Source organism: Meiothermus sp. (genome assembly GCF_026004115.1).
In the GTDB taxonomy this organism is placed as follows: domain Bacteria; phylum Deinococcota; class Deinococci; order Deinococcales; family Thermaceae; genus Meiothermus.
The window spans coordinates 2,035,234-2,061,561 of the sequence record NZ_BPIM01000001.1 but is presented as its reverse complement, the minus strand read 5'-3'; the positions used below and the strand labels follow the sequence as shown (position 1 = coordinate 2,061,561).

Genomic DNA, 26,328 nt, shown 5'->3' with positions numbered 1-26,328 from the left:
CACATATGCGCTTCAGAAAAACTAGCGTTCAGGTTACGTTTAGTTTTTGTACAAGATGGCATCCTGTATCAGGGCAGCTACAAACTGCCCATGGGGCCTGAACCAGGCGCAAGGGAGGTGGTTCAGACCCCACTTACCAGGCTCCCTTGGCATTGATGAGCCGCCAGACTGCTCGAGGTTGCTGGCGGAAAAGGAGTCCCCCTTGCTTAGCTACGACAACAAGCAAATCCTCGATCTACCCCTTCCCAAACTGGACAAAAACGGCGGCAAAAAAGCCTATCTCTTCCGTAACACCGACGGTGCGGAGCCCGTCATTACCCGTTACTACGACCCCCACTTCCAACCCGACGACGCCTACAAGGCCAGCCTGCCCGACATGACCGAGACCGTGGACTCGGTCGAGGGGGCCAATGTGGCCATCCAGCAGGTCGGTATCTCCGGCTTCAAGCTGCCGCTCAAGTTTGCCACGCCACGGGGCGAAGCCCTGACCCTCGAGGCCCGCGTGACCGGCACGGTCTCGCTCCAGGCCGACCTCAAGGGCATCAACATGAGCCGGATTATTCGCACCTTTTACAGCCGCAAAGAGGAGGTCTTCAGCCTAGACACCCTGGCCCAGGTAGTGCAGGACTACCGACGCGACCTAGATAGCTTGAGCGCGCGGGTCAAGGTGGCCTTTAGCTACCCCATGCTGGTTTCTGCCCTTCGCTCTGGGCTGGAAGGCTATCAGTATTATAGCGGTAGCTACGAAGCCTTAGTCGAAGAAAACGGCACCATTCGGCGCTTTGTGGAGCTCGACTTTGTATATTCCTCGGCCTGCCCCTGCTCCGCCGAGCTGGCCGAACACGCCCGCGACAACCGGGGGGCCTATGCCATTCCCCACAGCCAGCGCTCCAAGGCCCGCATCAAGGTGGAAGTGGCCCCCGATACCTCGCTGCACCTGGAAGACCTGATCCAGCACGCCCGCGAGGCTCTCAAAACCGAGACTCAGGTCATGGTGAAGCGAGAAGACGAACAGGCCTTCGCCGAGCTCAACGGGGCTTACGTGAAGTTTGTGGAGGATGCTGCCCGGCTGGTCTACGAGCAACTCATAGCCGACCCACGCATTCTAGACTTCCAGGTGGCCTGCTCGCACCAGGAAAGCCTTCATTCCCACGACGCCGTCTCGGTAATCGCCAGGGGCGTACCCGGCGGATTCCGCGCCGATTTCAACGACTTCAGCACCCTGCTTTGTTAGGCTTTTAACGTCCGTTGTTTTTAGCTAATCTTTGGGCTCGCGGGACAGCGCGCCCACTTGGTGGGCCGCTTGTTCCAGGGCGTTCCAGGCTAAGGTCGCACACTTGACCCGGGCCGCTAGCTTGTGCACCCCGGACAGTGCCGCCAGATCGCCCAGTTCTGGCGTGGGGGCCGCGCCGTCCACAACCATGGCCTTGAACTGCTGTTCCAGGGCCAGCGCCTCGAGCCAGGTTTTACCCTTGACCAGATCGGTCATCAGCGAGGCCGAGGCCTGGGAGATGGCACAGCCCTGTCCGCGAAAGCGCAGGTCTGCGATGTTCTCCCCGTCGGTCAAAACCATTAGTTCAATCTGGTCGCCGCAGGAGGGGTTGTCGCCCATCACCCGCACATTGGCCGAGTCTAAGGGGCCATAGTTGTGGGGCGATTTGTAGTGGCGCAGGATAATCTCTTTGTACAGCTCCTCCAGAAGGCTCATAAGCACCATTGTAATACCGGATTCAAAAAGATAATCATCCAAACCAAAGACCCCCAGAGGCTATCTTTTTGAATCCTAGAGCACACCCCTCCCGAACGGTCGGCGAAAAAAGCGTCTCCCTTCCAAGGGGCTTACGCCCTCCGCTACGCGGATAACTTCCAAAGGGGCTTACGCCCTCCGCTACGCGGATAACTTCCAAGGGGCTTACGCCCTCCGCTACGCGGATAACTTCGGCCCTGTTAGTTCGACGCCATCCGGCGCCGAACTAACCGAATCTGGTATAAGACGGTTGAACGGGGCATTAAGACCCAGCCCACAATGCCAGCCCCATGGCTGCATCAGACTATCAGCCAGATATGCGACCTGCATTACAAACATCTTCATCGGCCTCGAGGCGCGATTTCCGCCAGCTTGGCCGCCTATTGGGCTATACCCGCCCCTACCGCCTGGGCCTGCTGCTGGCTGGCCTGTCGAGCCTCGTCTCCACCGGTTTTTTTCTGGCCTTCCCACAGCTGGTTAGCCGGATGCTGGACGCCTCGATTTTCCAGCAGGGCAACCTGGCCCAGATTGACCGCTACACCCTGCTGCTGGTGATGGTTTTTGCCGGCCAGGCCCTATTCTCTGGCTTGCAAAACTACCTTTTTGCTCGCTCGGGCGAGGGGGTGGTGGCCGACCTGCGCCGCCACCTGTTCAGCCATCTGCTAAGCCTCTCGCCACGTTTTTTCGAGAACCACAAAACTGGCGACATCACCAGCCGCTTGACCTCGGACGTGGCCACGGTGCAGGGCGTGGTCTCCAACGCCCTGGTTCAGCTTTTCACCACCCCGCTGATGTTTGCCGCCACCTTGAGCATATTGTTCTGGACCAACTGGAAGCTCTCGAGCTTTATCCTGGCGGTAGTTCCCCTGGTCATTCTGGTGGCCATCGTGCTGGGACGCATCATCCGGCGGCTCAGCAAGGCCTTCCAGGACAAAGTAGCCGAGGCCAACGCCCGCGCCGAGGAGTCCATTAGCGGCATCCGGGTCGTGCAGTCGTTTACCGCCGAGAAGCTCGAGGCCGAGCGCTACAGCCAGCTCATCGGCGAGTCGTACCGTACCGCCCTACGGCGGGCGCTGGTTTCTTCCGGCCTCAGTGGGGTGGTATTTTTTACCATTTTCAGCGCCCTGGGCCTCATCTTCTGGTACGGCGGGCGGCTGGTCTCGCTGGGCGAGATTACCCCAGGGCAGCTGGTCTCCTTCATCCTGTATGCCTTTAACGTGGCCGCCAGCGTGGGTACCCTGGCGGGCATCTGGAGCCAGGTACAAAGCGCCCTGGGGGCCAGCAGCCGGATTTTCGAGCTGCTGGATACCCCGCCCGACCTGAAAGAACCCGAAAACCCCATTCCCCTAACCGCGGTGCGGGGCGAGGTGCAGCTGGAGAACGTGCACTTTGCCTATGACGACCGCGGCGAGGTCTTGCGCGGGGTCAGTCTGACTGCTCCCCCAGGCCAGGTGGTGGCCCTGGTAGGCCCCAGCGGAGCGGGTAAAAGCAGCCTGATTGCCCTGATCCCGCGCTTTTACGATGTGACCGAGGGCCGCATTACCCTGGATGGAGTGGACATCCGCCAGCTACGGCTTCAGGACTTGCGCCGGCACATTGCGCTGGTGCCCCAGGAAACCCTGCTCTTTTCAGGTTCCATCGAGGACAACATCCGCTACGGCAACCCCCAGGCCAGCCAGGCCGAGGTTATCGAGGCCGCCAAAGCCGCCAATGCCCACGCATTTATCCAGGAATTCCCCCAGGGCTACCAAACCCTGGTGGGCGAGCGCGGGGTCAAACTTTCGGGCGGGCAGCGCCAGCGCATCGCCATTGCCCGGGCCTTGCTGAAAAACCCCCGCATCTTAATTCTGGACGAGGCCACCAGCTCGCTCGACTCGGAGTCCGAGGCCCTGGTACAAGAAGCCCTGGACAAGCTTATGCAGGGCCGCACCACTTTTGTGATTGCGCACCGACTTTCCACCGTGCGCAATGCCGACCGGATTGTGGTACTGGACAAAGGTCAGGTGGTGCAGCAGGGCACCCACGAAGAGCTGCTGGCCCAGGGGGGGCTTTACAAAGATCTCTACGAGCTACAGTTCCGTGAAGAAGTGCCCATGGTCTGATGCTGGAGGGTCTAGACCTTCAGAGCCAGTCCTTGAAGAAGTCACGCACCTTCTTCAGCGCCTCGATAAAGCGGTCTATGTCTTCCTGGGCGGTATAGACATAAAAACTGGCCCGCACCGTTGCGGGTACGCCCAGCTTGCGGTGCAGGGGCTGGGCGCAGTGGTGCCCGGCCCGCACGGCAATGCCGTACTGGTCGAGGGCTGTGGCCACGTCGTGGGCGTGAATGCCGCCCAGCACAAAAGGAATCACCCCGCCCCGGTCGGGGCCCCTTGGACCAAAGGTGCGCACCTCGGGCAGCTCTTCGTCCAGGCGCTTTAGGGCGTAGGCGGCCAGCTCGAGTTCGTGCTGCCATACCCTGTCCATGCCCAGGTTCATCAGGTACTCTGCAGCCGCCGCCAACCCAATGGCCTCGGCTACCGCCGGGGTTCCGGCCTCGAAGCGCTGGGGAGGTGCTGCATAGGTGGAGCGCTCTAGATATACCTCTCGAATCATGCTGCCACCCCCTAAAAAGGGGGCCAGGGTTTCCAGCGCCTCGTAGCGGCCCCACAGCACCCCAACCCCAGTGGGCCCCAGCATCTTATGCCCGGAAAAAGCGTAGAAATCGGCTCCCAGTGCCCGCACATCTATGGGCATATGAGGGGCGGACTGGGCCCCATCTACCACCACCAGGGCCCCCACGGCTTTGGCCGCCTGAGCAATTTGGGCCACCGGATTGACCGTACCCAGCACATTGGACACGTGCATTACACTCACCAGCTTGACCCGCTGGGTGAGGAGGGCATCCAGAGCCTCGAGCTCCAGACGGCCATCCGGCCCCAGCGGAATGGCCTTGATGCGGGCCCCTGTATGCTCACAGATCAGATGCCAGGGTACCAGGTTGGCGTGGTGCTCCATCTCGGTCAGCAGAATCTCGTCGCCGGGCCGTAAGTTGCGAAGCCCCCAGGCATAGGCCACCAGGTTGAGGGCCTCGGTGGTGTTACGCAAAAAAATAACCTCGCGCTCATCGGCCCCAATAAAGCGGGCCAGGGTACGGCGGGCCTGCTCATAGACTTCGCTGGCCTGCATCGACAGGGTGTAGGCCCCCCGGTGGATGCTGGCATTGAGCTCCCGGTAGTAGCGCGAGATCGTTTCGATAACCACTTCGGGTTTCTGGCTGGTGGCCGCTGAGTTGAGATAGACCAGGTCGGGACGCTGCATCAGAAGCGGAAAATCCTGGCGAATGGCTTGGGGTGTGACAATGGCCATAAATTTAGGGTAGCCCATTTCCAACAGGACGTTTAGGGCAAAAGGTTCATTTGTCCATTTTGGTTCACAATCCCCTGCTGTAGCAGAAAACCGAAGGTCTGGCCGCCTGCGGATGTCCAGAAGCGCGTGTCATAGAAGCACCAGAAATTAACAACCTTTATCCATAATCATAGCAATAGGTGGCTTTAGGCGGCTTTATATCGCTTTAGATCAGCATTCAAGCAAGATTAACCGTTCACTATTGGCTCGTTAAAGAACGCGTTACGCTTACGTTGTTCATAAAAAAGCGCATTTTAGACCCCTTAACGAACCGGTATAACCCGCTACCCACGCGGGTAAACCCCGATAACGGAAGGATTACGGCCTGGTTTGTACCCTCTAGACAGTGATGCCGCTGTTGCGGCCCAGGGGAGTTCGATGAAGAAAGTCAAGACGTGTCGCTCGTGCGGGTCGGGAGAATTGGTGCCCTTTCTCAGCTTGGGAAGGCTACCCCTCTCCAGCACTGTGGGCGCCGATCAGCTTGCCAGCCCCGAAGAACGGCGCAGCCTCGAGGTGGGCTTTTGCAAGCGCTGTAGCCTGGTTCAGCTCATGGGCGACGCTGCTGAGGATTCTCCGGCCCCTGCTCAGCCGGAGCAGGAGGGGTTGCTCGAGCGGCTGATGCACAGCTATCGGCTGGGCTCACACCACCTGGTACTGGCCCTGGAGGGCAGCAGCCTAGAGCTGATGCGTCAGTTAATGCAGGCGGGGGTGCGAGTGGTATATCTCGAGCCCCATCCAGAGCGCAGCAAAGCGGCTTCCAGCAAAGGCATTCCCACCCGACATAAGCGCCTTGATCGCCACTATACCCACCTGCTGCGCGAGGAAGGTCTGCAAGCCGATGTGGTGCTGGTCAATCAACTGCTTACTTATAGCAGCGACCTCAACGGGCTGCTCGAAAGCCTCGTGGTGGTGCTCAAGGATACGGGCTCGGTGGTGATGGAACTGCCCTATGTGCGGGCGTTGCTCGAGGCCCGGCAGTTCGAGCACTTTACCTACCAACAGCAACACTATTTCTCGGTCAGTGCCTTGCACGCACTGGTGCGCCGTCACGGCTTGTGGCTCCAGCGGGTCGAACCACTCTCGGAGGACTATCTGCGCTACTACCTGGGCAAGACCCGTCAGGCCGAATCCTCGGTTGGCTGGTATATGGAGGAAGAGCAGGCCCTGGGCCTGGGCGGGGCCGCCTATTACCTCGAGTTTGCCTCCCGCATCGCCGCTGTGCGCGAAGCCTTGATGGCTCTACTGACCGAACTACGGGCCCGTGGCCGAAGGGTGGCCGCCTACGGAGCCAATGCCCAGGGCACGGCCCTTCTCAACTATGTTGGGCTTGGTCGCGAGGTAATTGATTTTGTAGTAGATAGCGATGCCAGCAAACAGGGCCGCTACATAGCTGGGGTGCATGTCCCTATCTATGGGGACCACAAGCTGCTCGAAGAACAACCCGACTATCTGCTCCTGCTCAGCCATCAACCCGGCGAGATGGCCAGCCGATACCCGGAGTATTTAAAACGGGGGGGCAAGTTTATCGTTGCCCTACCCTACCCCGACATTCTGAACACGCCCCTCGGGCATAAAATTCAAATTGGTACTTGAAGCAACCCGCAATGGGTTTCACCCAGGGCTGGTGTATAAAGTAAAATTCTCCCTTCCTCCCCCAACGAGGGAGGTTAGGTGGGAGCATAACACCCAGCCAGGTCGCCTACCTGCGAGCATTTATTGCAACACCAAGCGTCTAAAGCGCTCCTGGTTGAGGTTTGCAAGGGTTCACGCACCGACCCTGGGGTTTCACCAGGATAGTTCTTAGTGCACGGGTAACTTGTTTTGCGGTGCGTTTTGAAGCACGTTGATTGCTCATAATTGCGATGTGTGTGGCTCATTTAGAGGGATCGTAGTGCATACCGATTTCCTGGTTACCAGACCACTTGGCAATTCTTCTCTGGACTATTTAGGCTATCGATCCAACGGTTAAGGAAACTTGGACGTCTACTTGCGCGCGACCCAGGAGCGGAAAATACTACCGGTATCTTCTCCATAGCCACTCAAAGCAAGCCCTACCCGCCGGATGTATAGGCGATCGGCTCCGGGGTAAATGTCGCTCAGCGCCCGGTACAGTACAGGTTCGTCTTCAAGGTAGACCTGAAACCGTTCGCCATCGCAAACCGCTCGAAGACGCACCGGTACGCCGTGGTAAAGCAAATCGGGTACACGACTCCAGACCATGTCGAAAGGGTCTTCATAACCGGCAAAACGCAGCATTGCCGCCACCGAGCTTTCGTTATCGTCCAGGTGCAAGGCCACCACCAGATGATGCCTGGCATCTTGCCAGAAACAGACTCCGGCTTGGCTTTGCTGGTTTTGCCCCTTACTCTGGCCTGGAGGAAGAATTTCGACTTCCAGATCGGCCAGATGGGTACTGTCCCAGGGCATGGTATAGACGGCGCGTTCTCCCGCAGCCGCTTCGATACGCAGGCCCCCCTCCGCAGGCATCAAATTTGCACGTCCCAGGGTGGGCTCCCAGGATATCAGCAAATCTTCGGCGGGATGGTTCAGATAGGGGGCGAACACTGTGGTCTGACCCTTGGCCTGCCAGGGTAGTCCCAGATCGAGCTCTGGCGGGAGTTCCACTTCGCGTGGATGCACCTCGAGGTCGGCAGCCTGTCCAACCAGTCCAACCCCAGCTTCGTTGGCCAGGCGATGCTCGAGGATGGGGTGTTCGGAAAAGAGGGGCTGGCCGTCCAGGGTAATGATGAGGGCTTTTCCATCGTCCAGCACCTGCACCCAGTGGGGTTGCTGAGCTGCGCCAGCATAGGGCTGGGCAGCCAGCACATACTGCTGGAGGCCATACTGCAAGCGCAAGCGGACTTCCTGAGCTTTCAGCTCTAGGGCCAGAAAATGCCCTGGGTCGTGGTAACGCCAGATCAGGCTGGCAGGCGCAGTCAGGCGCACATGAAACAGCCCTCCGGCTTCTCGCGCTTGCAAAAGCATGCCGGGGCCGTGCAGTTGCCACACCCCACCCTGAGCCGCCTTGCGCCCCAGTTGTGGCTGGGGGTCGACCAGCAAGGCTGTGCCGTACCCCTGCCAAGCGGGCACATCGGCTACCCGTACCCCATACACACGGGTGTCTATCCGGTGCCCCATTTCCCCCAGAATGGACTGGTATACCCCGGCGTATAAATCCTTTGCCGTCAGGCTATAAGGGTCTATCGCCAAAGGCCGCAGCCTGGGCAGGGCTGGGAGGTTGCGGCTGCCCTCGAGCGAACCGGCATAAAAAGCCACCCCCTTCTCGCGCAGTATCGAAAGCAGATAGATTGGGTTGTTCTGAACGCCCAGAAGCAGGTGATGTAAACCCCGCACCTTCGCTGCATACAGCCGGCCATTCTCACGGGGATGCCCCTGCATGACCAGGGCCTGACCGGACTCGAGGGGGTTGGTTGGCACAGGCTGATCAAACCAGCCTACTGCCAGATTTTCCCGGATGGGCTGGGGCCAGAAATGCGCCTTGAATGGAATTCGAGCGGTAGAGTTCTCCTGGCCGCCAACAAGGTGTAGCGGCGGGGTGCTCAGGGGCTCGGCATAGGTTTGTGAGTTGTTGTGTCCGTTGAGCATCAAGACCCCAAAGGCCAGTCCGGCTCTCCGGGCAAAGGGGCCATAGGCAATTCCCTGGCGGCCCCAGCCTGGCGTATCCAGGGGGGCAAAGCGCAAAACCCCGTTCTCCACCGAGATTTTGGCTTCTACATCTATCCCCAGACGTACACTTCCACAATCACTGGCGCTGCCAATAACATCGCCATACAACACTTCTCGCGTAAAGCGATCCAGGATTTCGGCAGGAGAAGTCTTGGGGTGTTTCATGCGCAGTTACAAGGTCTAAATCTACATTATGTAAGCGTTCGTAACCCCGCCGTGAAGAAAAAAACCCGCAGCAATCAGGAATAAAAACCTTGGAACGTTACCATCTAATCCTGGGTCGGCTTGACGCGACACGATTGCATAACGGCTGGGGATAACGGGTAACCCGAACGACCCGTACTCAGATAACCCCCCAACAATAAGCTGCGCCTTCGTTGGCCCTGCAAGCAGGAAGTAAAACACCCCACCAGATGGTGGAGTGTTTGTGGAGAACAGGAGCAGGGGATGGAAAGTATCAGCGGCAGGTATCGCTCTCGACACGAAACCAGCGCTGTCCATTGAGAAAAGTCTTGTCGCCGTCGTATTCGACCCGCAGGCGCTCTACCCCACCCCCATCCACATTGAGCAGCAATACGGCGCTGTTTTGGGTGGCTGATTCAATACGCCAGCGTCCCAGGGCCCGACCATTGCCCCCGCTCGAGGCCGATGCACCCGGCACATTGATGGTGGTCAGGCTTTCGTCAAAGTAGGCGAAGCTACCGTCGGAGCACAGGTGCAGGGTGCGCTGTTCGGAAATCCCCCCGCCACCGCCGCCCGAGTTATAGCTGGAGAAATACTTGAGCATCTTGCCAGCCAGAAACTGCGTCCACTGCCGCGCCACGCCGGTTGGGGCTGGGGGTGCCGGCTGGGGCCGAGCCGCCATAGGAGCCTGGAACCTGGTGGAGCCTGCAAGCCCTTCCAGCAGTTGCCCATAGAGGGCTTCGTTTTTTTGCGGGCCAGCATAGAAATAGATCACATGGTTTCTCGAGCCCAGCAAGGCCAGCGCCCGCCCTACGTACTGGCTGTTAAGATAACGGGCCGTCACCCTCGAGCCTTGCGTCTTGACCGAACCCACCAGTTCCAATACCACCCCCGCCCCCAGGTCTTGCGCTTCGTTCAAACCGGCCACCACCTGGGCGGGGGTCTGGTCTTTCATAAAAATCACCACTCCGACGCCCTCCACACTGTTGGACCCCAGCACCAACACCGCCTGTCCACCCTCTTCTTTGTAGGCTCCTGGCCAACCTTTGGGCAAGGTAAAACTGATACCGAGCATCGAGGACTTGACCTGTACACCGCCTTGGTATTGCTGACCAGGTCTGAGTTCGGCCTGGGCCGCTGCGATTCCACAAATCATCGAAGCCACCCACAAAGCGTGTTTTAAGTGTTTCATTCCTGGCCTCCTGTTCCCCAGTATTTACCCCATGTGTCTCACCAGCATCTCAGTACGGGGTTTTATTCGGCTAAGCTGGACACAGTAGACGACCCCGTGTGCGCTAAATGCGCAAATTTCCACTACAAAGGCCCCCAACCGGATAGCCCAGGAGCACGAATAAGCCGGTTTCGCCAACTATACCCTACAGGCCATGTAGAGCACTAAACACGGTTGGGCCCACCCAGCCTTGTTTCTAAGCTGGATATATTTTTTGCATTTGGCTCACCGATGGGCTCGAGCCAGCTTTTTTCCGAGCGTCTTCCTCTGCTAGGGAAATACCAACAGCTGGATGATGACCTTAGAAATTACGTTAGATTATTCAACAAATTATTCAATCGTCGAGGGTGGGTATTTGTGGGCGCTCTACAAGCGTCCGGTACACTGCTTTTTCAGTTGTTCACCTAAGCCTGGATGCGGTTGGGGGGAGGGGCAGGGGTCTCGTGGCTTCGCGCGCCTTGCTGGATGCCAATCAGGAAACTCATCTTCATCAGGGCGATGACCTGCTCTGTCTGCCCCGACTTAACCAGCTCGTCCACATATTCCGCTAGACCCGGGGGGAAAGGCATTTGCTGTAAGGCTTCGCGGTTGGCCTCAACCATTTGTTGAATCCACTCGAGAGGTGTCATACCTACTTGCTAATATAACACTCAACTTTTCTAACATTCGGGTTTTTGACACTATCGCGGGTATCCAGGTGCAGGCCTGACCAGAGGCCCTATTGGCCAACTACCCGCTCTCGCTGTTTGGTGAACACCTTTTCCTACTGACCGACCTGCCGCTCATTGGCCGATAAATCACTCTGGAGCCAGGCCAGCACGGCCTCGGCGGCTGTCAGATTGGTTGCCAGGGGAACGTTATGAACATCACAGACCCGCATCAGGGCCTGTACATCCGGTTCATGAGGCTGAGCCTGGAGGGGATCACGCAAGAAAATAACCGCCAGTACCTTGTCCTCTGCAATCATGGCCCCGATCTGCTGGTCGCCACCCAGCGGCCCAGAAAGCATGCAGGTCACGTTCAGGCCAGCTTTTTCCTGTAAGAGTCGTCCGGTTGTACCGGTCGCAACCAGGGGAAAGCGCGAAAGCAGGTCTTTGTGGTCTTTGGCAAAAGACACCATATCGGTTTTCTTGCCATCGTGAGCAATGAGGGCCAGTACCTTCATGAGCTCTATTGTATGGTTCTGACCTTAGCCTAGAATCCGGTTGGAATCATGAAAAAAGCAGTTCTATGATCTGGTCATACCAGATTCGGTTAGTTCAGCGCCGGATGGCGGCGAACTAACAGGGCCGAAGTTATCCGCGTAGCGGAGGGCGATACCGCCCCTTGAAAGTTATCCGCGTAGCGGAGGGCGATACCGCCCCTTGAAAGTTATCCGCGTAGCGGAGGGCGATACCGCCCCTTGAAAGTTATCCGCGTAGCGGAGGGCGATACCGCCCCTTGAAAGTTATCCGCGTAGCGGAGGGCGATACCGCCCCTTGGAAGGCAGACGCTTTCTTCGCCGACCGTTCAAGAGGGGTGTGCTCTAGGATTCAAAAAAATGGCCTCTGGGGATCTTCAGGGCCGGTGCATAAAGTAAAACCTCTCCTTCCTCCCCCAACGGGGGAGGCTAGGTGGGGGCCTAATACCCGGCCTGGTCGCCTGTCTACGAGCATTATTTTGCAACACTGGCTATCTAGAGCGCACTAAGCTAAGGTTTGCAGGGGTTTACGCACCGACCCTGTGGGGATCTTTGGTTTGGATGATTATCTTTTTGAATCTGGTATTATCAGCAACTCGGTGTACATTTTAGTCACGCTCAATGAGCCGAACATTGCAATTTTTGGGTAATCAACGTGCTTCAAAACTGACCACAAAGCAAACTGCCTGTGCACTAGAATTCAAAAAGAAAACCTACAGGTTTTTTGGTTTTGTGAATCGTCTTTTTAAATCTGGTATTACCGCTACACTAAGTATTTGCTTCATTGAAAGGCAAGCTGGGGCATCGCAACGCCTGTAGGGAATTGCGCCAGGTACGAGATTACCGCATACGCTGGTTTCGCCAATCTACCATGGCGCAACTTAGTTCAGTGTCCGGCTTCCACCCATCAGGCTTCTGGCTCGCTCGAGGTAGTTGCTAAGGGTGTGATGCCACTCATCGGCGGGGTGCAAGAAGGGCAACACCGCCTCGCTGCGCGAGACGATCTCGTCGGGGCGACGAAACCCCAACTGGGCCAGGGTGTCCACCACCATTTGCTGGGCCGTGACCCAGTCACGGCTGCCCTCGAGGGCCTCTTCACAGGCTTTGGTGTAGTGCTCGAGGGCCTCCTCCAGGTGCAGCAGGTCGTAAGCCAGGTTGCCCAGAATCAGATGTCCGGCGCTCAAACTGCCCAGCCGAATGGCTTCCTGGGCAGCCCGAGAGGCTTCCTCGTAGCGGCCCAGGCGGTAGAGGACCTCGGCCAGATCGCCATAGGCTTCACCCTGGTAGCCATACTCGGGGTCACGCATAACCTCGCGCAGGGTCGCCTCGGCCTCGGCCAGCTCGCCGGCTTCCAGATAGGCCACCGCCAGTTCGTGCAGGGCATAGCTTTTGTCGGGGTCTTCGGCCCGCCGCACGGCCTCACGGAACGCATCGATGGCCTCACGGGGGTGGCCTAGCTGCATCAGGGCCTGCCCGTGAACCAAAGGGGTACCGTGGGCCAGCTCGGCGCCTTCTCGCTCTTTCTCCAAAGCGCGCTGGATGGCCTCGAGGGCCAGGCTGGGGTTACCCAACAAAAGCTGGCTGCGGGCCTCGAGGTAGTAGCGGGTGGCCGCATCTTCCGGATCCTCGAGCTCGGGGGCGTCGGGCTCGGCTTCCCGCAGGGCCGTCAGGGCTTCCTGGCCCATTCCAGCCTCCACGAACATTGCCGCCGCGTCTATCAGGTTCCAGTAGTGTTCCAGCCCCACCGCCAGCCGTGCGGCGTCCTTGTAGGCAGCAGCCGCCTCGGCGGCCCGGCCCAGACGCTCCAGGGCCTTGCCCCGCAAGGTGTGGGCCCGCCAGGCCAGGAAAGCGGGTAGCTCGAGGGGCCGGTTCAGAATCTCCAGCGCCTCTTCCGGCAAGCCCAGGTACATCAGGGCCTGGGCCCGGTGGTAGAGCGCACGTGGGTCGGTGGTCTGGGGCAAAATTTGCCGCACATCTTCTTCCGAGGCCCCTTCCAAGGCCCGCATCTCGCCCAAAATGGCGCGGTAACGGGGGTGGGCCTCGAGGGTGGGTACACTGCCCAGACCTTCTTCCAGGGCCCGGTTGGCCCCCTCGATACCCCCTTCCCCATACAGCGAATATGCCTCCGCCAGCAGCAAGGCCGCCTCGGCTGCGTCCTGCCCCTGCGCCAGCGCCAATGTGCGTACCAGCGTCTCAAACGCCGTATCGTAGTCGCCTTGGTGGAGGGCCTCGAGAACCGCTTGCATTGCTACCCATCATAAGGCGGAAAGCTGAAAGCAATGAGTGCTGCAGGATAAGCCACAGGCTACAAGCTCAAATCAATGAAACTCACCGCCAAAAGCAAAGCGCCGGCCCTCTCCAGCTTATCTGTCCTGTGGCATTGCTTGGGGCGATTTTCTCTATTCATACCCGATTCGGTTGATTCGTTACCGAACGTAAACTAAAATCAACCCAACCGAAAGGAGTGTTGTAGGGTTCAAGTAAGACAACCCCTGGGGTTTCTTAAATTGTCCTTTTATGTTGGGTACTAGGTGGGGTTGCTGACCAGCACCCTAACGCAGCCTGCCGATTCAGGGCCTGGCCGAAGGATTCGCGCACGAGCCACCAGGTATTGCCAGGAGCGGTATGGTTTTGCCGACGTGCCATGCGGATTTGCAAACTGGATGTAGCTTAAACCCTCTCCCCAAACCGCTTTACACCCTAGAACTCATTCCTCACACTGGGATTGAGTACCATATACTTCAGTTAAGGTGCGTCAGTTCGCCGATCAGTCGGTGGATTATGCATCGCCCGCCTGGCGGGCACCCAATGGAGGTTACGTTTTGCCTACGCGCATCAATCCCTGGAGCTTGATAATTGTCGTCATCCTGGCCTATTGGCTCTTTACCCTATTTGGCGGCAGCAACAACGCCCGCACCACCGTGTCGTATAGCGATTTTATCGCCTATGTCGAGCAAGGCAAGGTCGCCCGGGTGGTGTTGCAAGAAGGCCGTATCAACGGCTTTTTCAAAGCCCCTGAGCGCATTCAGGTTGGCAACGCCACTGAAACCACCGATCGCTTTACCGTCATCGCGCTTCCTCCGGGCTTCAGCGACCCGCAATTCACCAACCTGCTGCGCCAGAATGGGGTCGAGATTACCAACCGCCCCCCCAGCTTGTGGGGACAGTTGCTGTTTACCCTCCTGCCGATTCTGCTCCTGATTGGTTTCTGGTGGTTCTTCTTCATGCGTTCGCAGGGGGGAGCAGGTCAGGTCATGCAGTTTGGGCAGAGCCGGGCCCGGCAGTATGGCAAGGAGCGAAGGGTCAGTACCACCTTTAAAGATGTGGCCGGGCATAACGAAGCCAAGCGGGAACTAATGGAAGTGGTGGACTTCCTCAAGAACCCGCAGAAGTACATTGCCATTGGGGCCGAGATTCCCAAGGGTGTGCTGCTGGTCGGGCCGCCCGGCACCGGTAAAACCCTCCTGACCCGCGCCGTTGCCGGGGAAGCGGGTGTGCCTTTCTTCTCGGTTTCGGCCTCGGAGTTCATGGAGATGTTTGTGGGGGTAGGGGCCAGCCGGGTGCGCACCTTGTTTGAGGAAGCTCGCCGCAACGCCCCGGCCATCATCTTTATCGATGAGCTCGACTCGATTGGACGCAAGCGCGGTGCTGGCATTGGCGGCGGCCACGACGAGCGGGAACAGACCCTCAACCAGATTCTTTCCGAGATGGACGGCTTCGAGAAAGACACCAGCGTCATCGTGCTGGCCGCCACCAACCGCCCGGACATTCTGGATCCGGCCCTGTTGCGCCCGGGGCGCTTTGACCGCCAGGTGGTTATTGGGCTCCCTACCCTGGAAGAACGCAAGGAGATTTTGCTGGTGCACATGCGGGGCAAGAAGTTTGCCCCCGATGTGGACGTGAACAACCTGGCCCGCCTCACCCCGCAGTTCAGCGGAGCCGACCTGAAAAACCTGGTCAACGAAGCCGCCTTGCAAGCTGCTCGCGAAAACGCCACCGAGATTACCAACGCACACTTCCAGACCGCGCTCGACAAAATTATGCTGGGTCTGGAACGGGGAACCCTGAAGCTCAGCGAGCAGGAAAAGCGGGCCGTGGCCTACCACGAAGCGGGTCATGCGATTGCGGGTGAGGTGCTGCCCTATGCCGACAAGACCGAGAAGGTCTCGATTGTGCCCAGAGGTATGGCCCTGGGGGTACGCTGGAGCAAGCCTGAGGAACGCATCCTGATGAGCAAGGAACACCTCGAGGATACCCTGGCCATGACCCTGGCTGGCCGGGCTGCAGAAGAATTATTTGTCGGCACCATCACCACCGGGGCCTCCAACGACTTCAAACAAGCCACCAGTCTGGCCAAGCAAATGGTGCTGGACTGGGGCATGGGCGACCACTTCAAAAACGTGGCCTGGGGCTCCAACACAGGGCCTATCTTCTTAGGTGAGGAAATTGCTAAGAAACAGGACCACTCCGAAGAGACCAGTCGCCTTATCGACGCCGACATACGCGCTATTCTGGACCGGGCCTACGAAAAAGCCAAACAGGTATTATCCGACAACGCCAAGGCCGTACACCAGCTCTCCGAGGAACTTCTGGAGTCGGAAATTGTACAGGGTGAGCGCGTTCGTGAGATTATCGCTCAGACCAAACGTCCGGAAGCAGTAGCTCCAGCAGCCTATAATCCTGAAATTTGATCGCGGCTTGTGCCATCTGCCTTTCCTGGCAAGCGTTTTATCTTGTACAGCCGAGGACGGCTGCGCCAGGGATTGGTAGAAACAGCTCTGATACCAGATTCGGTTAGTTCGTCACTGAACAGTGACGAACTAACCCGACTGAAAGGAGTGCTCTAGGATTCAAAAAGATAGCCTCTGGTTTTTTGGTTTAAATGATTATCTTTTTGAATCCGGTATGAAATCATACCTCTCCCTCCTGCAAGGATGGGGCTTTCTTTATACATGGCCGTCTTTCATATCGCACACTCCACTGATCGCACACTCCACTGACGTGGCCGCCCGTTCAGGCGGCCACGGTTCTGTCTGAAACAGAGGATCTACAACCCACGATGGCTCCATCTTTGTGAAGAGTGCTCTCAACAGGAGGACTCCCCGGTCTGGCAACCGGGGAGCGATACATGAAGCGTCTGGCATATGAATGCTAACATATTGCATTTTTTATGTCAACACTTTACGCAGAAAGTGCAGTATTGTGCAAAGTGTAAAACAAAAAATTATCTTTTGTTCTTTTTTGCTTTTACATTTTGCAAGGTGCTCGCGCCTTTACGCCAGTCTGCGAAAACCACGGTAAAACGGGCCTCGAGTTCTGCTTCTGATTCCTGGGCAAAACGCCGGTACCGCTCGACCAGCTCCAGGGCATCTTTGGTAAGCGTGCTGCCCCCGCCACCTTCTCCCCCGGAGTGGCGCTCCAAAAGTGGAAAGCCCAACCCTTCCTCGGCTTTTTTAAGCCTGTCCCAAGCGCTGCGGTAGCTCAGTCCGATGGCTTTAGCCCCGGCCTTGAGGCTGCCGCGCTCGGCTACCGCTACGAGTAAGCGTAAAGTACCCGGCCCCAGCAAAAAATTGCCCGTGTCGGACTCGAGCCAAAACTTCGTCTTTAGCCGCATGTTTTCAGAGTACAGCCAGCCGCAACTGATTCCAAATGGAACCAGGGCTAGCGCAACCGGCGGCTTTCTAGATCGGCATGAAGATTAAGGTAAAACAGCCAGCCCTTGACCGAGAGGGGCCCCAGGCTGTTGTGGGGGATTTTTTCGCCGACAGGAAGGTCTTCCAGGCGCTTGACCAGGGCCAAAGTCTGCTGGCGGGTGGCCTGGAACTCCTCGGCCAGTCTATCGTGGGTGAGGCCCTCGGGCGGCTTGTAGGGATGGTGTCCATCCATCAGCAAAGGCTCGCTTAGCGCAACCCGCAAGCGCCGCTGACCCCAGCGTTCGATGCCGATAATGTGGCGGATAGTTTTTTCGGCCAGGGACGACCTGGACTTACGTATTCGAGCGACAATTTGTGAGCCGCTCTGTTCCAGCGCGCGGTACAGTTGAACATAGCTGCGGCGCGAGGCAGGCACTTCCACAAACCACGGTACCCCCAGTCGCATGACCTGATCTCGAAGTTTCATACGCCCAACATACGCCATTGGGTCTGAGTTCGTCAGCGTTCTGAAAAGCAGTTTGGATGTTCTCCCATAGCTGCAATTCCCGGCGCTTACACAGTCCGGCTTGTTTGTGGAAAAATCCGACAAATCCTCATCCGAGCGGCCTTGTAACCAATAGCTCGGTATGCACTACTTTCCTCTTTAATAAGCCGCACATTGCAATTTTGGGCAATCAACGTGCTTCAAAACGTACCGCAAAATAAATTACCGGTGCACGAGGACAGTCTTCCCAGGCGAATGTCGCTATCCTGTTAGTCAGGACGGTTCTATGCCCCAACGCTACATTCCACCCCCCACCCCGCAATATGCCCTCGAGTCCGGTCCCATCCTGCTCAAGGATGGCCGCACCGCCACCCTGAGGCCCGCTAAACCCGAAGACCGGCCTTTGTTTGTGGAGTTCCTCGAGCGCCTTTCACCCCAGGCCCGCACCTTCCGGTTTTTCTCGGAAGTCCGCCCCGAAACTGCTGCCGACCTGCTGCTTCGCAAGCCTCCAGACGAGGACAAGGTCACCCTGGTGGTACTCTCGGGCGACCCCGAGCGCATTATTGCCACCGGGGAGTATGTGCAGGAGGGGCCGGGTTCTACCTCCGCCGAAGTGGCTTTTCTGGTAGACGACTGGTATCAGGGCAAAGGTCTGGGTTCGCTCTTGCTCGAGCGACTGGCCTTGATTGGCGTTCAGCGGGGCATCCGGCGTTTTCATGCTTTCACCCTGGCCGAGAACAAACAGATGCTGGATGTGTTCAAAGCCAGCGGCTTCAAGGTAGAGTCCCACACCGACTCCGGTGAGGTCGAGGTCAGCTTTGAGATTGAACCCAGCCCGGAAATGGTCGCTAGGTTCGAGCTGCGAGAGCGGGTGGCTACCGTGGCCTCGCTGATGCCGGTCTTGCGTCCAAAGGGGGTAGCGGTGGTGGGGGCCTCCCGCGACCCCAAGAGCGTAGGCTACCAGGTTCTGGAACACCTCATACTGAACCGTTTTCAAGGCCCGGTCTATCCGGTGAATCCCGCGGCTACCCCTGCGGCGGGCGACGTGCCGGTGGTGGGCTCGATGCTGGCCTACACCTCCATCAAAGCCGTGCCGGGGCCGGTTGACCTGGCCATTGTGACCACCCCCCGCGACAAGGTACTCGAGGCCGCCGAAGCCTGTGGACAGCGAGGGGTACGGGCCCTGATGGTGGTGACTACCGACATGGAGACACCCCAGATCAAAACCCTGTTACAGACCTGTCGCCACTACGGGATGCGGCTCCTGGGGCCGGGTTCGCTGGCCCTCATGAGCACCAGCCCGGAAGTGCAGCTTTGCGCCGGGCTGGCCTCCCGGCTACCGCCCAAAGGACGCATCGCCATGTCCAGCCAGAGCGGCGCGGTGGGGCTGGCCGTGCTGGAATACGCCCGCGAGATGGGGTTGGGGTTTTCCAACTTTGTGTCGCTGGGAGCCAAGGTTGACATCTCCTCCAACGACCTGATCCAGTACTGGGAAGAAGACCCCGATACCGGACTGATCCTGCTGTATGTGGAGTCGTTTGGCAACCCCCGGCGGTTTGCCCGGTTGGCCAGGCGGGTAGGGCGCAAAAAGCCCATCCTGGCGGTGCGACCCGGGCGTGACCCGGTGGTGGAGGCCCTTTTCCAGCAAACCGGGGTGGTGCGAGCCGAAAATCTGGAAGAGATGTTCGACATTGCGGCCATGCTGGCCTACCAGCCCCTGCCGGAAGGCCCTAAGGTGGCCTTGCTGACCAATGCCTCGGGGCCCGCTTATCTGGCCAAGGACGCCCTCGAGGCCGAAGGGCTTGTTGCCGAGGTGCGCGACCTGGGCTCCCGTGCCTCCGCCGAGCAGTACCTGGCAGCAGCGCGCGAACTCCTTTCCAGCGGTTACAACGCTGCTATTGCTTTGTTTGTACCCCTGGGTTATGCCACCCTGGATGAAGTAGGCGAGGCTCTACGTACCGCCCTGAAAGAAGCCCGCGAACAGGGCGTGAGCATCCCAGTTCTGACCTGCTTCATGACTTCTGGGCGGCCCCGGGTGCGGCTGGGAGAAGAACTGGTTCCTTCGTACCGCTTCCCCGAGTCGGCAGGCAAAGCCCTGGCGGCCGCTTACGCCTACGCCCAGTGGCGCAAGAAACCGCCTGGGGAAATTCCCGACCACGGGGTACAAGAAGATGAAGCCCGGGCGCTGGTGGGTACGGCCAAAGGCCTCCTGAGCGCGGCACGTACCAAGCAACTGCTGGGCTACTTTGGCCTAAAAGTGTCGGATTCCGGCCAGGGCATCGCCCTGACCCTGCGGGTCGTGAGCGACCCCTTGTTTGGCCCGGTTTTGACGCTGGCACTCACGGGTCTGCCGCTGGGCGAGCAACAACTGGGCATGCGCATCACCCCCCTGACCGATATCGAAGCGCTGGAGATGCTGGCCCCCCTATCGGGCAAGGCCCACCTGGAGAGCCTGCAAGATGTGCTGCTGCGGGTCTCGAGGCTGCTGGAAGAGCTGCCGGAAGTAGAGGGCCTGGAGTTAGGTATGCTGGCTGCCCCACAAAGCACTTCCATCTGCCAGGCCCAGGTTCGGCTCAGGAGTTAGACCGAACGCAATCTGCAAAGGGTGGGTTTCTTGCTCCGCCTGTAGGAACCGTACCGTCAGTCCTCCGCTGTCGGTTTGCGGCCCACAAAAATGCTCCAGTCCTCCTCGCCATCCTCCGAGACAGCCAGGTGGTAGTGCTGGGGCTCGAGATCCTGCTCGCTCAACAGGTTTTCCACAGGGGCCACAAACGCCCACCGCAGCAGCCCGTCCCTGCGGATCAGCCCTCGCGGCTTATGGTCGGGCCGCACAATCAGCACCAGTCGCCCCCCGGGTTTGAGCACCGGCAGGGCATGCCCCAGGTGCCCCGAGAGCCAGTTGGCGTAATCGGTCTCGGGGTGTTCGTGTATTTTGTAGTCGAAGACGTTCTGGGCAAACCAGGCAAAGGTAGGCGGGTGCAGTACCAGTAAATCGGCCACCTCTTCGCCCAGGGCTTCGGCCAGGTCGGCAATGTCAAGCCGCTTGACCAGGCGGTCGTCTCCGTTCAGATCGCTCCCCCAGGCCTGGCGGCCCAGCTCGAGGGCTTTTTGCACTACCGTCCCCTCGCCGGCCATGGGGTCTACCACCCACTCCCCCGGCCGGCTGTACCGTTCCACCAGCACCTCGGCTATCGCAGGGTTCAGGCCCTCGAGCCGACGCAACCGTACATCGGTGGGAAAAATCCAGACCGGCCTGGTCGCCCAGTTGGGCAGCGCCCGCCGCTTGACCAGCAGGCTGCGCCAGGTCCGTGCTTTGGCTGCTTCCTGGAGCTGGGCTATTTCCAGTTCATGCCTGCCGTAGCGGCTTTGCAGCTTGTACAGCTCGGCAAAGCTGGCTCCCGCGGCCAGCATCTCGCGCAGGACGGGGCCCAGGGGCGGCCTGGCACAGGCCAGGGGCAGCACCGTGTAGCGCAGGTGCTTGGTGCTGCCCAGCCCGAGCCGGTGTGTAAAAGCCGCAAAGGAAGCCTGATCCAGCCCCAGCAGGGCCTCTGCGGTCTCCGGGTCGCTGGCTTTGGGCCGGCCCAGATAGTCCCGGCCCGCCTCCAACACCCTCTGATAAACCTGGTAAGCCTTTGGCATACAGCTTCATTTTGCCGCTCGAGTGATTTCTGTTCGACGGAAATTACAACCCGGCTAGAGCGCTCTTCACATAAAATCTCCCGAGAACGACCCAGAGCAGGTACGCAAAGCCCAGCAAACCTGGCAGGAGCGGGTCTACTCGGCGCCCAATCCCGGGTAGGGCCGCTCGCTCACTCAATCACGATTTTCTCGAGGCCAATCTCCGGCTTGGGGTACTGCATCTTGAGGCTTTCCAGGGTTTCGACCAGGATGCTACTCACCAACCAGTTGCGATACCAGTTCTTGTTAGCCGGTATCACATACCAGGGGGCGTATGCGGTGCTGGTCTCGCGCAGGGCGTCCTCGAAGGCTTCCTGGTACTGGTCCCATAGTTTGCGGTCATCGAGGTCACCCTTGCGAAACTTCCAGCGCTTCTCGGGGTTGTCCAGGCGCTCTTGCAGGCGTTCACGTTGCTCGTCTTTGGAGATGTGCAAAAAGAACTTGAGGATGGTAGTGCCCTCGTCGGCTAACATTCGTTCGAACTCCCGGATGTGGTGGTAGCGCTTTTGCCAGACCTCTTTGGGCACCAGGTTCTTGACCCGTACTACCAGCACGTCTTCGTAGTGCGAGCGATTGAAGATGACCAGCTCGCCCTTGCGGGGCACCTGCTGATGCACGCGCCAGAGGTAATCGCGGGCCAGCTCATGCTCGGTGGGTACGCCAAAGCTGGCCACCCGCACCCCGCTGGGGTCTACCCCGTCGAAGACCACCCGGATGGTGCCATCCTTGCCGCCAGCGTCCATGGCCTGCAACACCACCAGCACCTTATGCTTGCCTTCGGCAAAGAGTAGTTCTTGTAGCCTTTCCAAATTTTTGTTAAGCGCTTCCAGCGCCACCAGGGCTTCCTGTTTACCTCCCTTGAAGGCGCTGGTGTCGTTGGGGTCGAAATGCTCGAGGCGAAATGAACTGCCGGATTCAACACGATACTTTTTCATAACGCTCCTTTGTCGCGGATTTTATGCCAGATTATGCGGGCAGCGCAAAGGCGAGGGCTCCATACCCCTGATGATCTCTGTCCTCTAGCCGTTCGTTATCTTCCTTAAGGCTGATTTCAGGTAGGTAGGCTATTTTCTAGCCAAGAGGAAATTCACGATGGCTCGAGCACTGACCTACCCCCAGGCCACCCACCTGCTGCGCCGGGCCGCCGCAAGAGGGCGAAAGCAGGAGGCCCAACAACTCGTGGAGATGGGCCTCGAGGCCGCCGTAGACTACCTGCTGCGCGACCCGGCCCCGGCCCCCGTCTACACCACCGCCGCCACCCGCAACGAACGCGTCCAGCAGCACCGCGAAATCAGCCAGCTCTGGCTGAACCACTGGCTTACCACCCCTACCCCCGCCGCCGAGCGGATGGTGCTCTTCTGGCATGGCCACCTGACCTCAGAGTTCCGCGAGACAATGGGGGCCCAAGGCATAGACTTCTGGAACCAGTTTGCCACCTTCCGGCAACTGGGCTACGGGCCCTACGGCGAACTTCTGAAGGCTATCGCCCGCAATCCGGTCATGCTCCTCTACCTCAACAACGCCCAGAGTCGCAAGGAACACCCCAACCAGAACTGGGCGCGGGAACTGCTCGAGCTATACACCATCGGGCCCGGCCACTATACCGAGCAGGACATCCTGGAAGCAGCGCGGGCTTTCACCGGCTGGACGGTGCGGCTTCCCGGCAACCAGCGGCCCCGCGAGGCCAGTGCCAATGTGGCCTACGAGTTTGTTTTCAACCGCAACTGGCACGACCCGGGCGAGAAAACCTTTCTGGGCAAGCGCATCAGATCGGGCGAGGAGGTGCTGGAAATCCTGATTGCCCACCCCAAGACCTACGAATTTGTAGGGCGCAAACTGCTGAAATTTTATCTTTGCCCCGACCCCCCCGAGCCGCTGGTGCAGGAGGGAGCGCGGGTCTTCCGCAGCAGCGGGACAAAAGAGTTTCTGTACTGGCTCTTCACCCACGAAGCCTTCTACGATCCCGAGTACCGCAATGCCCTCATCAAAAGCCCGCTGGAGTACCTGGTGGGGCTGTGGCATGCCGCCGGGGTCAGCAGGGTGGACTTTGAGGAGCGACCCGGACGGGGGCTTTACCAGGCTTTAGCAGCCATGGGACAAATTCCTTTCGACCCGCCCAATGTAGCGGGGTGGGACGGGGGCCTGGCCTGGCTGGCCGAGTCGCCCTTCCTCACGCGGCTCAACCTGCTGGCAGGTTTTGCCGGTCGGGAGCGCGGTCTCGACCTCGAGGTATTCATGGACAACGCCGGGGGTGCTTTGGCCCTGGTTAAGCCAGAGGCTCAGCTCCTGTAACGTCAGCTTTAGAACCCTTGACGAGGTTTACATGAACCGACGCGACTTTATCCAAAAATCCCTACTGACCCTGGCCCTGGGGCAGGGCGCACCCTCGCTGCTCTCCAGAACGGCTCTGGCGGCGCAGTCCAGGGACAAAATCCTGGTGGTTATCAACCTGTTTGGCGGCAACGACCAGCTCAACACCTTGATTCCCTACCGCAACGAACTATATTACCGCCTGCGCCCCAACATCGCCATCAAACGCGAGGAAGTCCTGGATTTGGGAGCCAAGGGGCAAAAACTGGGCTTTCACCCCGAACTAAGGCCACTGATGTCAATGTGGAACAACGGCGAACTGGCCATCATCCCGCAGGTGGGCTATCCCAACCCCAACCGCAGTCACTTTATTTCCACTTCCATCTGGCACACCGCCGACCCCAGCCGCAGGCAAGAAACCGGCTGGCTGGGCCGCTGGGGCGATCTCCAGGACGACCCTTTCTGCGACACCTTCCTGGGCGGAGCCACCCCCCAGGCCCAGATGGGCGAGCGACGCAGCGCACCTGCTATTAGCAGCATTGATGCCTTTAGTATTCGGCTGCCTCGGCAGTTCGAGGAAGCGTTCGACAAGGAGGCCCGCCTAGCCCGCGGCGGTACCGCCGAGCAGGTACGGCAGGCCATGCTCTCGCTGAGGGGGGCCCTGGACAAAATCGGGCGGCTGCGCGAGGTGAAAAACCGCGCCCAGTACCCCGACAACGCCTTTGGCCGAAGCATGGGCGACATCGCCCGCATGATTGCCGGGGGGCTGGGCAGCAGCGTCTACTACACCACCCTGGGCGGCTGGGACACCCACGCTGGCCAACCCCCGCGCCAGGCTGAGCTCCTGGGCTATGTGGCCCAGGCCACCGCCGCCTTTCGTGCGGATATGAAGGCCATTGGTCGGGATAGGGACGCAATGATTATGGTTTTCAGCGAGTTTGGACGACAGGTCGCCGAAAACGCCTCCTTTGGCACCGACCACGGAGAGGGTGGGCTGATGTTGGTACTCGGAGGTGGCGTGAAGGGCGGGTTGTTCGGTAGCGAACCCGACTTAGAAGACCTCGAGCTCAACGCGCTCAAATACCAGACCGATTTCCGCAACGTCTACGCCACCGCCCTGAACTGGATTGCGGCCAACCCCAAAGAGGTGCTGGGGGCGGATTTCAGCCCGGTGGCCTTGTGGTGAGCCTACCGGGCAGGTGCTTCAAACTGTTAGACGGCACCAACTTCCGGTTCGGTAGGTTTAACTAAAAGCCTCTAATACCGGCACGGTGTCGTAAAACTCCCTGTTGCGAACCACCAAACCGTCTTGAATCGTCCAGATGTGGGCCCAGTGGGTTTCCCAGGCTTTCTGGGTAGCCTTGACCCGCACCCGCTGCCAGCCCAACACAGTCACCAGGCCGTTTTCCCCTGGCAAAAACTCGCGGGGTTCGTAAGCCTCCACGCTCACCGTGGCCCCAATGGCCCCAAAGAACTTAAGCATATCCTGGTGACCCTTATGGGTGCCGGCCCAGGGAATCTCCGGGGGGCCATACCAGACCCAGTCAACATCAGGGTGGAGCAGGGCCATCACCCCGGGAATATCTCCCTGTCCAAAACGCTGGTAGATAGCTTGGGCCACTTCGATATTGTTCTGAACGACTTCAAGCTTGTTCAATGATTCCTCCTACATCTTGGGTCTTCAGGCGTAGGCGCGGTACTCAAGCCCTTGCCGACTTCATTGGGCGAGCCCCGGCCAACCACTCCAGCAGCCCTTTCTCACCTTGCTGCATGCACCAGTCGTGGTTATAGCGAAACAAAGGCTTGAGAAAAGGCGAGAGCAGCCGCACCAGCAGGAACTCAGCCCTGGGCCGCCAGTCGTAGCCGACCTCGGTGCCGCCCTCCACGCTGCGTAAACGCCACACACCGGTGCCAACCAGGTCACCTGTGGTCTTGACCACCAGCATCTGAGGCCATTCCATTTCTACACTTTCAACCACAAAGCTCAGCTTGTAAGGCAGTGAACCATGCACCTTGACCCTGGTTCTGGCTCCAACCCCGTTTTGATGGCCCTCGCTAAGCCGTTCCACCTCGTCGTAGACCTGGCCCCACCACTGGGTGTAGAGCTCGATCTGGGTGATGCTCTCCCAGACCTGCTCGATTGAAGCGGGAATCAGCCAGCGGTCGTAGAAGTGGTACTCGTGGGCCAGCTTGTGATTGGGGGCAGGCTCGGAGCTCGCAAAGCGGGCGTAGCGGGGCCGGTAACCCAGCATCCGCCCCAATGCAGCCAGGACTCCGAATATTAGCCGCTGAAGCGGAGCGGAAATGCCCACCATGTAGGAGCCGGGCTGAAGGGTCTGAAACAGCACCGCCTTTTGTAGCAAGCCCAGGCGCCGACCCTCGGCGGCCAGACCAAAGCCAGTCTCGAGAAAATCTTCGAAGGCCTCGAGCATCCTGCGGTCTGGCTGCGGAAGCTCGACCCACTGGCGCAGGTGCAGGGGCTCCGACCCCGCGTTGTAGGGGTTGAGGTGGGGAATATTCTGCGGGATGCTAAAGCGGTTCCCCGCCCCCACGGTCTGCTCTACCCCGTCCAAAAGGTAGGTAGCTGTACCCGCAAGCACCTCGAACTGCTCGTCAAAGCTAGTGTGGAAGTGGGGCTGCTGGCCTTTCTTTCCCGGTCCCGGCGGGTAGAGGATTTCCACCGCGAAGCCCCTGCCCTGGGTGTCGCGGGCGGTCTGGATAAAGGTGAGTTGAACCCCGCTGATGGGGTCGTGGAGGGTTGTGCCAGGATGGGCCATGGGTGTCTCC

At 59.1% G+C, this 26,328-nt stretch carries 20 protein-coding genes; 7 read left to right on the top strand and 13 right to left on the bottom strand.

The window, feature by feature from the left end; genetic code table 11:
- The first annotated feature begins 178 nt into the window (after positions 1-178).
- Positions 179-1,234: a GTP cyclohydrolase FolE2 gene (folE2, locus tag Q0X23_RS09910; protein ID WP_297860139.1), complete on the top strand. Its 1,056-nt coding sequence runs from the start codon at positions 179-181 to the stop codon at positions 1,232-1,234.
- A 24-nt stretch (positions 1,235-1,258) separates the two neighbouring features.
- On the opposite strand, the gene sufU is transcribed toward folE2, so the two are convergent.
- Positions 1,259-1,708: a Fe-S cluster assembly sulfur transfer protein SufU gene (sufU, locus tag Q0X23_RS09905; RefSeq protein WP_297860138.1), complete on the bottom strand. Its 450-nt coding sequence runs from the start codon at positions 1,706-1,708 to the stop codon at positions 1,259-1,261.
- 356 nt (positions 1,709-2,064) lie between these two features.
- On the opposite strand from sufU, the gene Q0X23_RS09900 reads away from it, so the two are divergent.
- Positions 2,065-3,849 (top strand): ABC transporter ATP-binding protein, encoded by a 1,785-nt coding sequence (locus Q0X23_RS09900; RefSeq protein WP_297860137.1) that lies wholly within the window; start codon positions 2,065-2,067, stop codon positions 3,847-3,849.
- 19 nt (positions 3,850-3,868) lie between these two features.
- Here Q0X23_RS09900 and Q0X23_RS09895 read toward each other — a convergent pair whose 3' ends face one another.
- A complete protein-coding gene (locus tag Q0X23_RS09895) occupies positions 3,869-5,095 on the bottom strand; it encodes a cysteine desulfurase (RefSeq protein WP_374707456.1) in 1,227 nt (408 codons plus the stop codon).
- Between the two features lie 417 nt (positions 5,096-5,512).
- Here Q0X23_RS09895 and Q0X23_RS09890 point away from each other — a divergent pair, with 417 nt between their 5' ends.
- Entirely contained in the window at positions 5,513-6,727 is a 1,215-nt protein-coding gene (locus tag Q0X23_RS09890; protein ID WP_297860135.1) for a methyltransferase C-terminal domain-containing protein, read from the top strand.
- Positions 6,728-7,117: 390 nt separating this feature from the next.
- On the opposite strand, the gene Q0X23_RS09885 is transcribed toward Q0X23_RS09890, so the two are convergent.
- The 5 genes from Q0X23_RS09885 to Q0X23_RS09865 all read right to left on the bottom strand — a co-directional run bounded on the left by Q0X23_RS09885 (position 7,118) and on the right by Q0X23_RS09865 (position 13,661).
- Positions 7,118-8,986, bottom strand: a complete 1,869-nt coding sequence (locus Q0X23_RS09885; protein ID WP_297860134.1) for a LamG domain-containing protein — start codon at positions 8,984-8,986, stop codon at positions 7,118-7,120.
- A 292-nt stretch (positions 8,987-9,278) separates the two neighbouring features.
- On the bottom strand, positions 9,279-10,196 hold the full coding sequence (locus Q0X23_RS09880; RefSeq protein ID WP_297860133.1) for a hypothetical protein: 918 nt from the start codon (positions 10,194-10,196) through the stop codon (positions 9,279-9,281).
- 443 nt (positions 10,197-10,639) lie between these two features.
- Positions 10,640-10,864: a hypothetical protein gene (locus tag Q0X23_RS09875; RefSeq protein ID WP_297860132.1), complete on the bottom strand. Its 225-nt coding sequence runs from the start codon at positions 10,862-10,864 to the stop codon at positions 10,640-10,642.
- A gap of 134 nt (positions 10,865-10,998) precedes the next feature.
- A complete protein-coding gene (gene mgsA / locus Q0X23_RS09870) occupies positions 10,999-11,400 on the bottom strand; it encodes a methylglyoxal synthase (RefSeq protein ID WP_297860131.1) in 402 nt (133 codons plus the stop codon).
- An 896-nt stretch (positions 11,401-12,296) separates the two neighbouring features.
- On the bottom strand, positions 12,297-13,661 hold the full coding sequence (locus Q0X23_RS09865) for a tetratricopeptide repeat protein (RefSeq protein ID WP_297860130.1): 1,365 nt from the start codon (positions 13,659-13,661) through the stop codon (positions 12,297-12,299).
- A 576-nt stretch (positions 13,662-14,237) separates the two neighbouring features.
- Between Q0X23_RS09865 and ftsH the strand changes: the two genes are divergently transcribed.
- On the top strand, positions 14,238-16,106 hold the full coding sequence (gene ftsH / locus Q0X23_RS09860; protein WP_297861203.1) for an ATP-dependent zinc metalloprotease FtsH: 1,869 nt from the start codon (positions 14,238-14,240) through the stop codon (positions 16,104-16,106).
- Between the two features lie 533 nt (positions 16,107-16,639).
- On the opposite strand, the gene Q0X23_RS09855 is transcribed toward ftsH, so the two are convergent.
- Together Q0X23_RS09855 and Q0X23_RS09850 are read right to left on the bottom strand one after the other, a co-directional pair.
- The gene (locus tag Q0X23_RS09855; RefSeq protein ID WP_297860129.1) at positions 16,640-17,029 is read right to left on the bottom strand and encodes a winged helix-turn-helix domain-containing protein; all 390 of its coding nucleotides are present in this window, start codon (positions 17,027-17,029) and stop codon (positions 16,640-16,642) included.
- A 47-nt stretch (positions 17,030-17,076) separates the two neighbouring features.
- A complete protein-coding gene (locus Q0X23_RS09850) occupies positions 17,077-17,535 on the bottom strand; it encodes a DinB family protein (RefSeq protein ID WP_297860128.1) in 459 nt (152 codons plus the stop codon).
- A gap of 304 nt (positions 17,536-17,839) precedes the next feature.
- Between Q0X23_RS09850 and Q0X23_RS09845 the strand changes: the two genes are divergently transcribed.
- Positions 17,840-20,137, top strand: coding sequence for a GNAT family N-acetyltransferase (locus Q0X23_RS09845; RefSeq protein WP_297860127.1), 2,298 nt, complete (start codon positions 17,840-17,842; stop codon positions 20,135-20,137).
- A 56-nt stretch (positions 20,138-20,193) separates the two neighbouring features.
- Here the strand turns inward: Q0X23_RS09845 and Q0X23_RS09840 are convergent, their stop codons facing one another.
- Positions 20,194-21,192: a TRM11 family methyltransferase gene (locus tag Q0X23_RS09840; RefSeq protein ID WP_297860126.1), complete on the bottom strand. Its 999-nt coding sequence runs from the start codon at positions 21,190-21,192 to the stop codon at positions 20,194-20,196.
- 170 nt (positions 21,193-21,362) lie between these two features.
- Positions 21,363-22,166: an AMP/ADP-polyphosphate phosphotransferase gene (locus Q0X23_RS09835; RefSeq protein WP_297860125.1), complete on the bottom strand. Its 804-nt coding sequence runs from the start codon at positions 22,164-22,166 to the stop codon at positions 21,363-21,365.
- 157 nt (positions 22,167-22,323) lie between these two features.
- Here Q0X23_RS09835 and Q0X23_RS09830 point away from each other — a divergent pair, with 157 nt between their 5' ends.
- Together Q0X23_RS09830 and Q0X23_RS09825 are read left to right on the top strand one after the other, a co-directional pair.
- Positions 22,324-23,523: a DUF1800 family protein gene (locus Q0X23_RS09830; protein WP_297860124.1), complete on the top strand. Its 1,200-nt coding sequence runs from the start codon at positions 22,324-22,326 to the stop codon at positions 23,521-23,523.
- Positions 23,524-23,554: 31 nt separating this feature from the next.
- The gene (locus Q0X23_RS09825; RefSeq protein ID WP_297860123.1) at positions 23,555-24,727 is read left to right on the top strand and encodes a DUF1501 domain-containing protein; all 1,173 of its coding nucleotides are present in this window, start codon (positions 23,555-23,557) and stop codon (positions 24,725-24,727) included.
- A 57-nt stretch (positions 24,728-24,784) separates the two neighbouring features.
- Here the strand turns inward: Q0X23_RS09825 and Q0X23_RS09820 are convergent, their stop codons facing one another.
- Entirely contained in the window at positions 24,785-25,198 is a 414-nt protein-coding gene (locus Q0X23_RS09820; protein WP_297860122.1) for a nuclear transport factor 2 family protein, read from the bottom strand.
- Between the two features lie 43 nt (positions 25,199-25,241).
- The gene (locus Q0X23_RS09815; RefSeq protein ID WP_297860121.1) at positions 25,242-26,318 is read right to left on the bottom strand and encodes a cupin domain-containing protein; all 1,077 of its coding nucleotides are present in this window, start codon (positions 26,316-26,318) and stop codon (positions 25,242-25,244) included.
- Between the last annotated feature and the right edge of the window lie 10 nt (positions 26,319-26,328).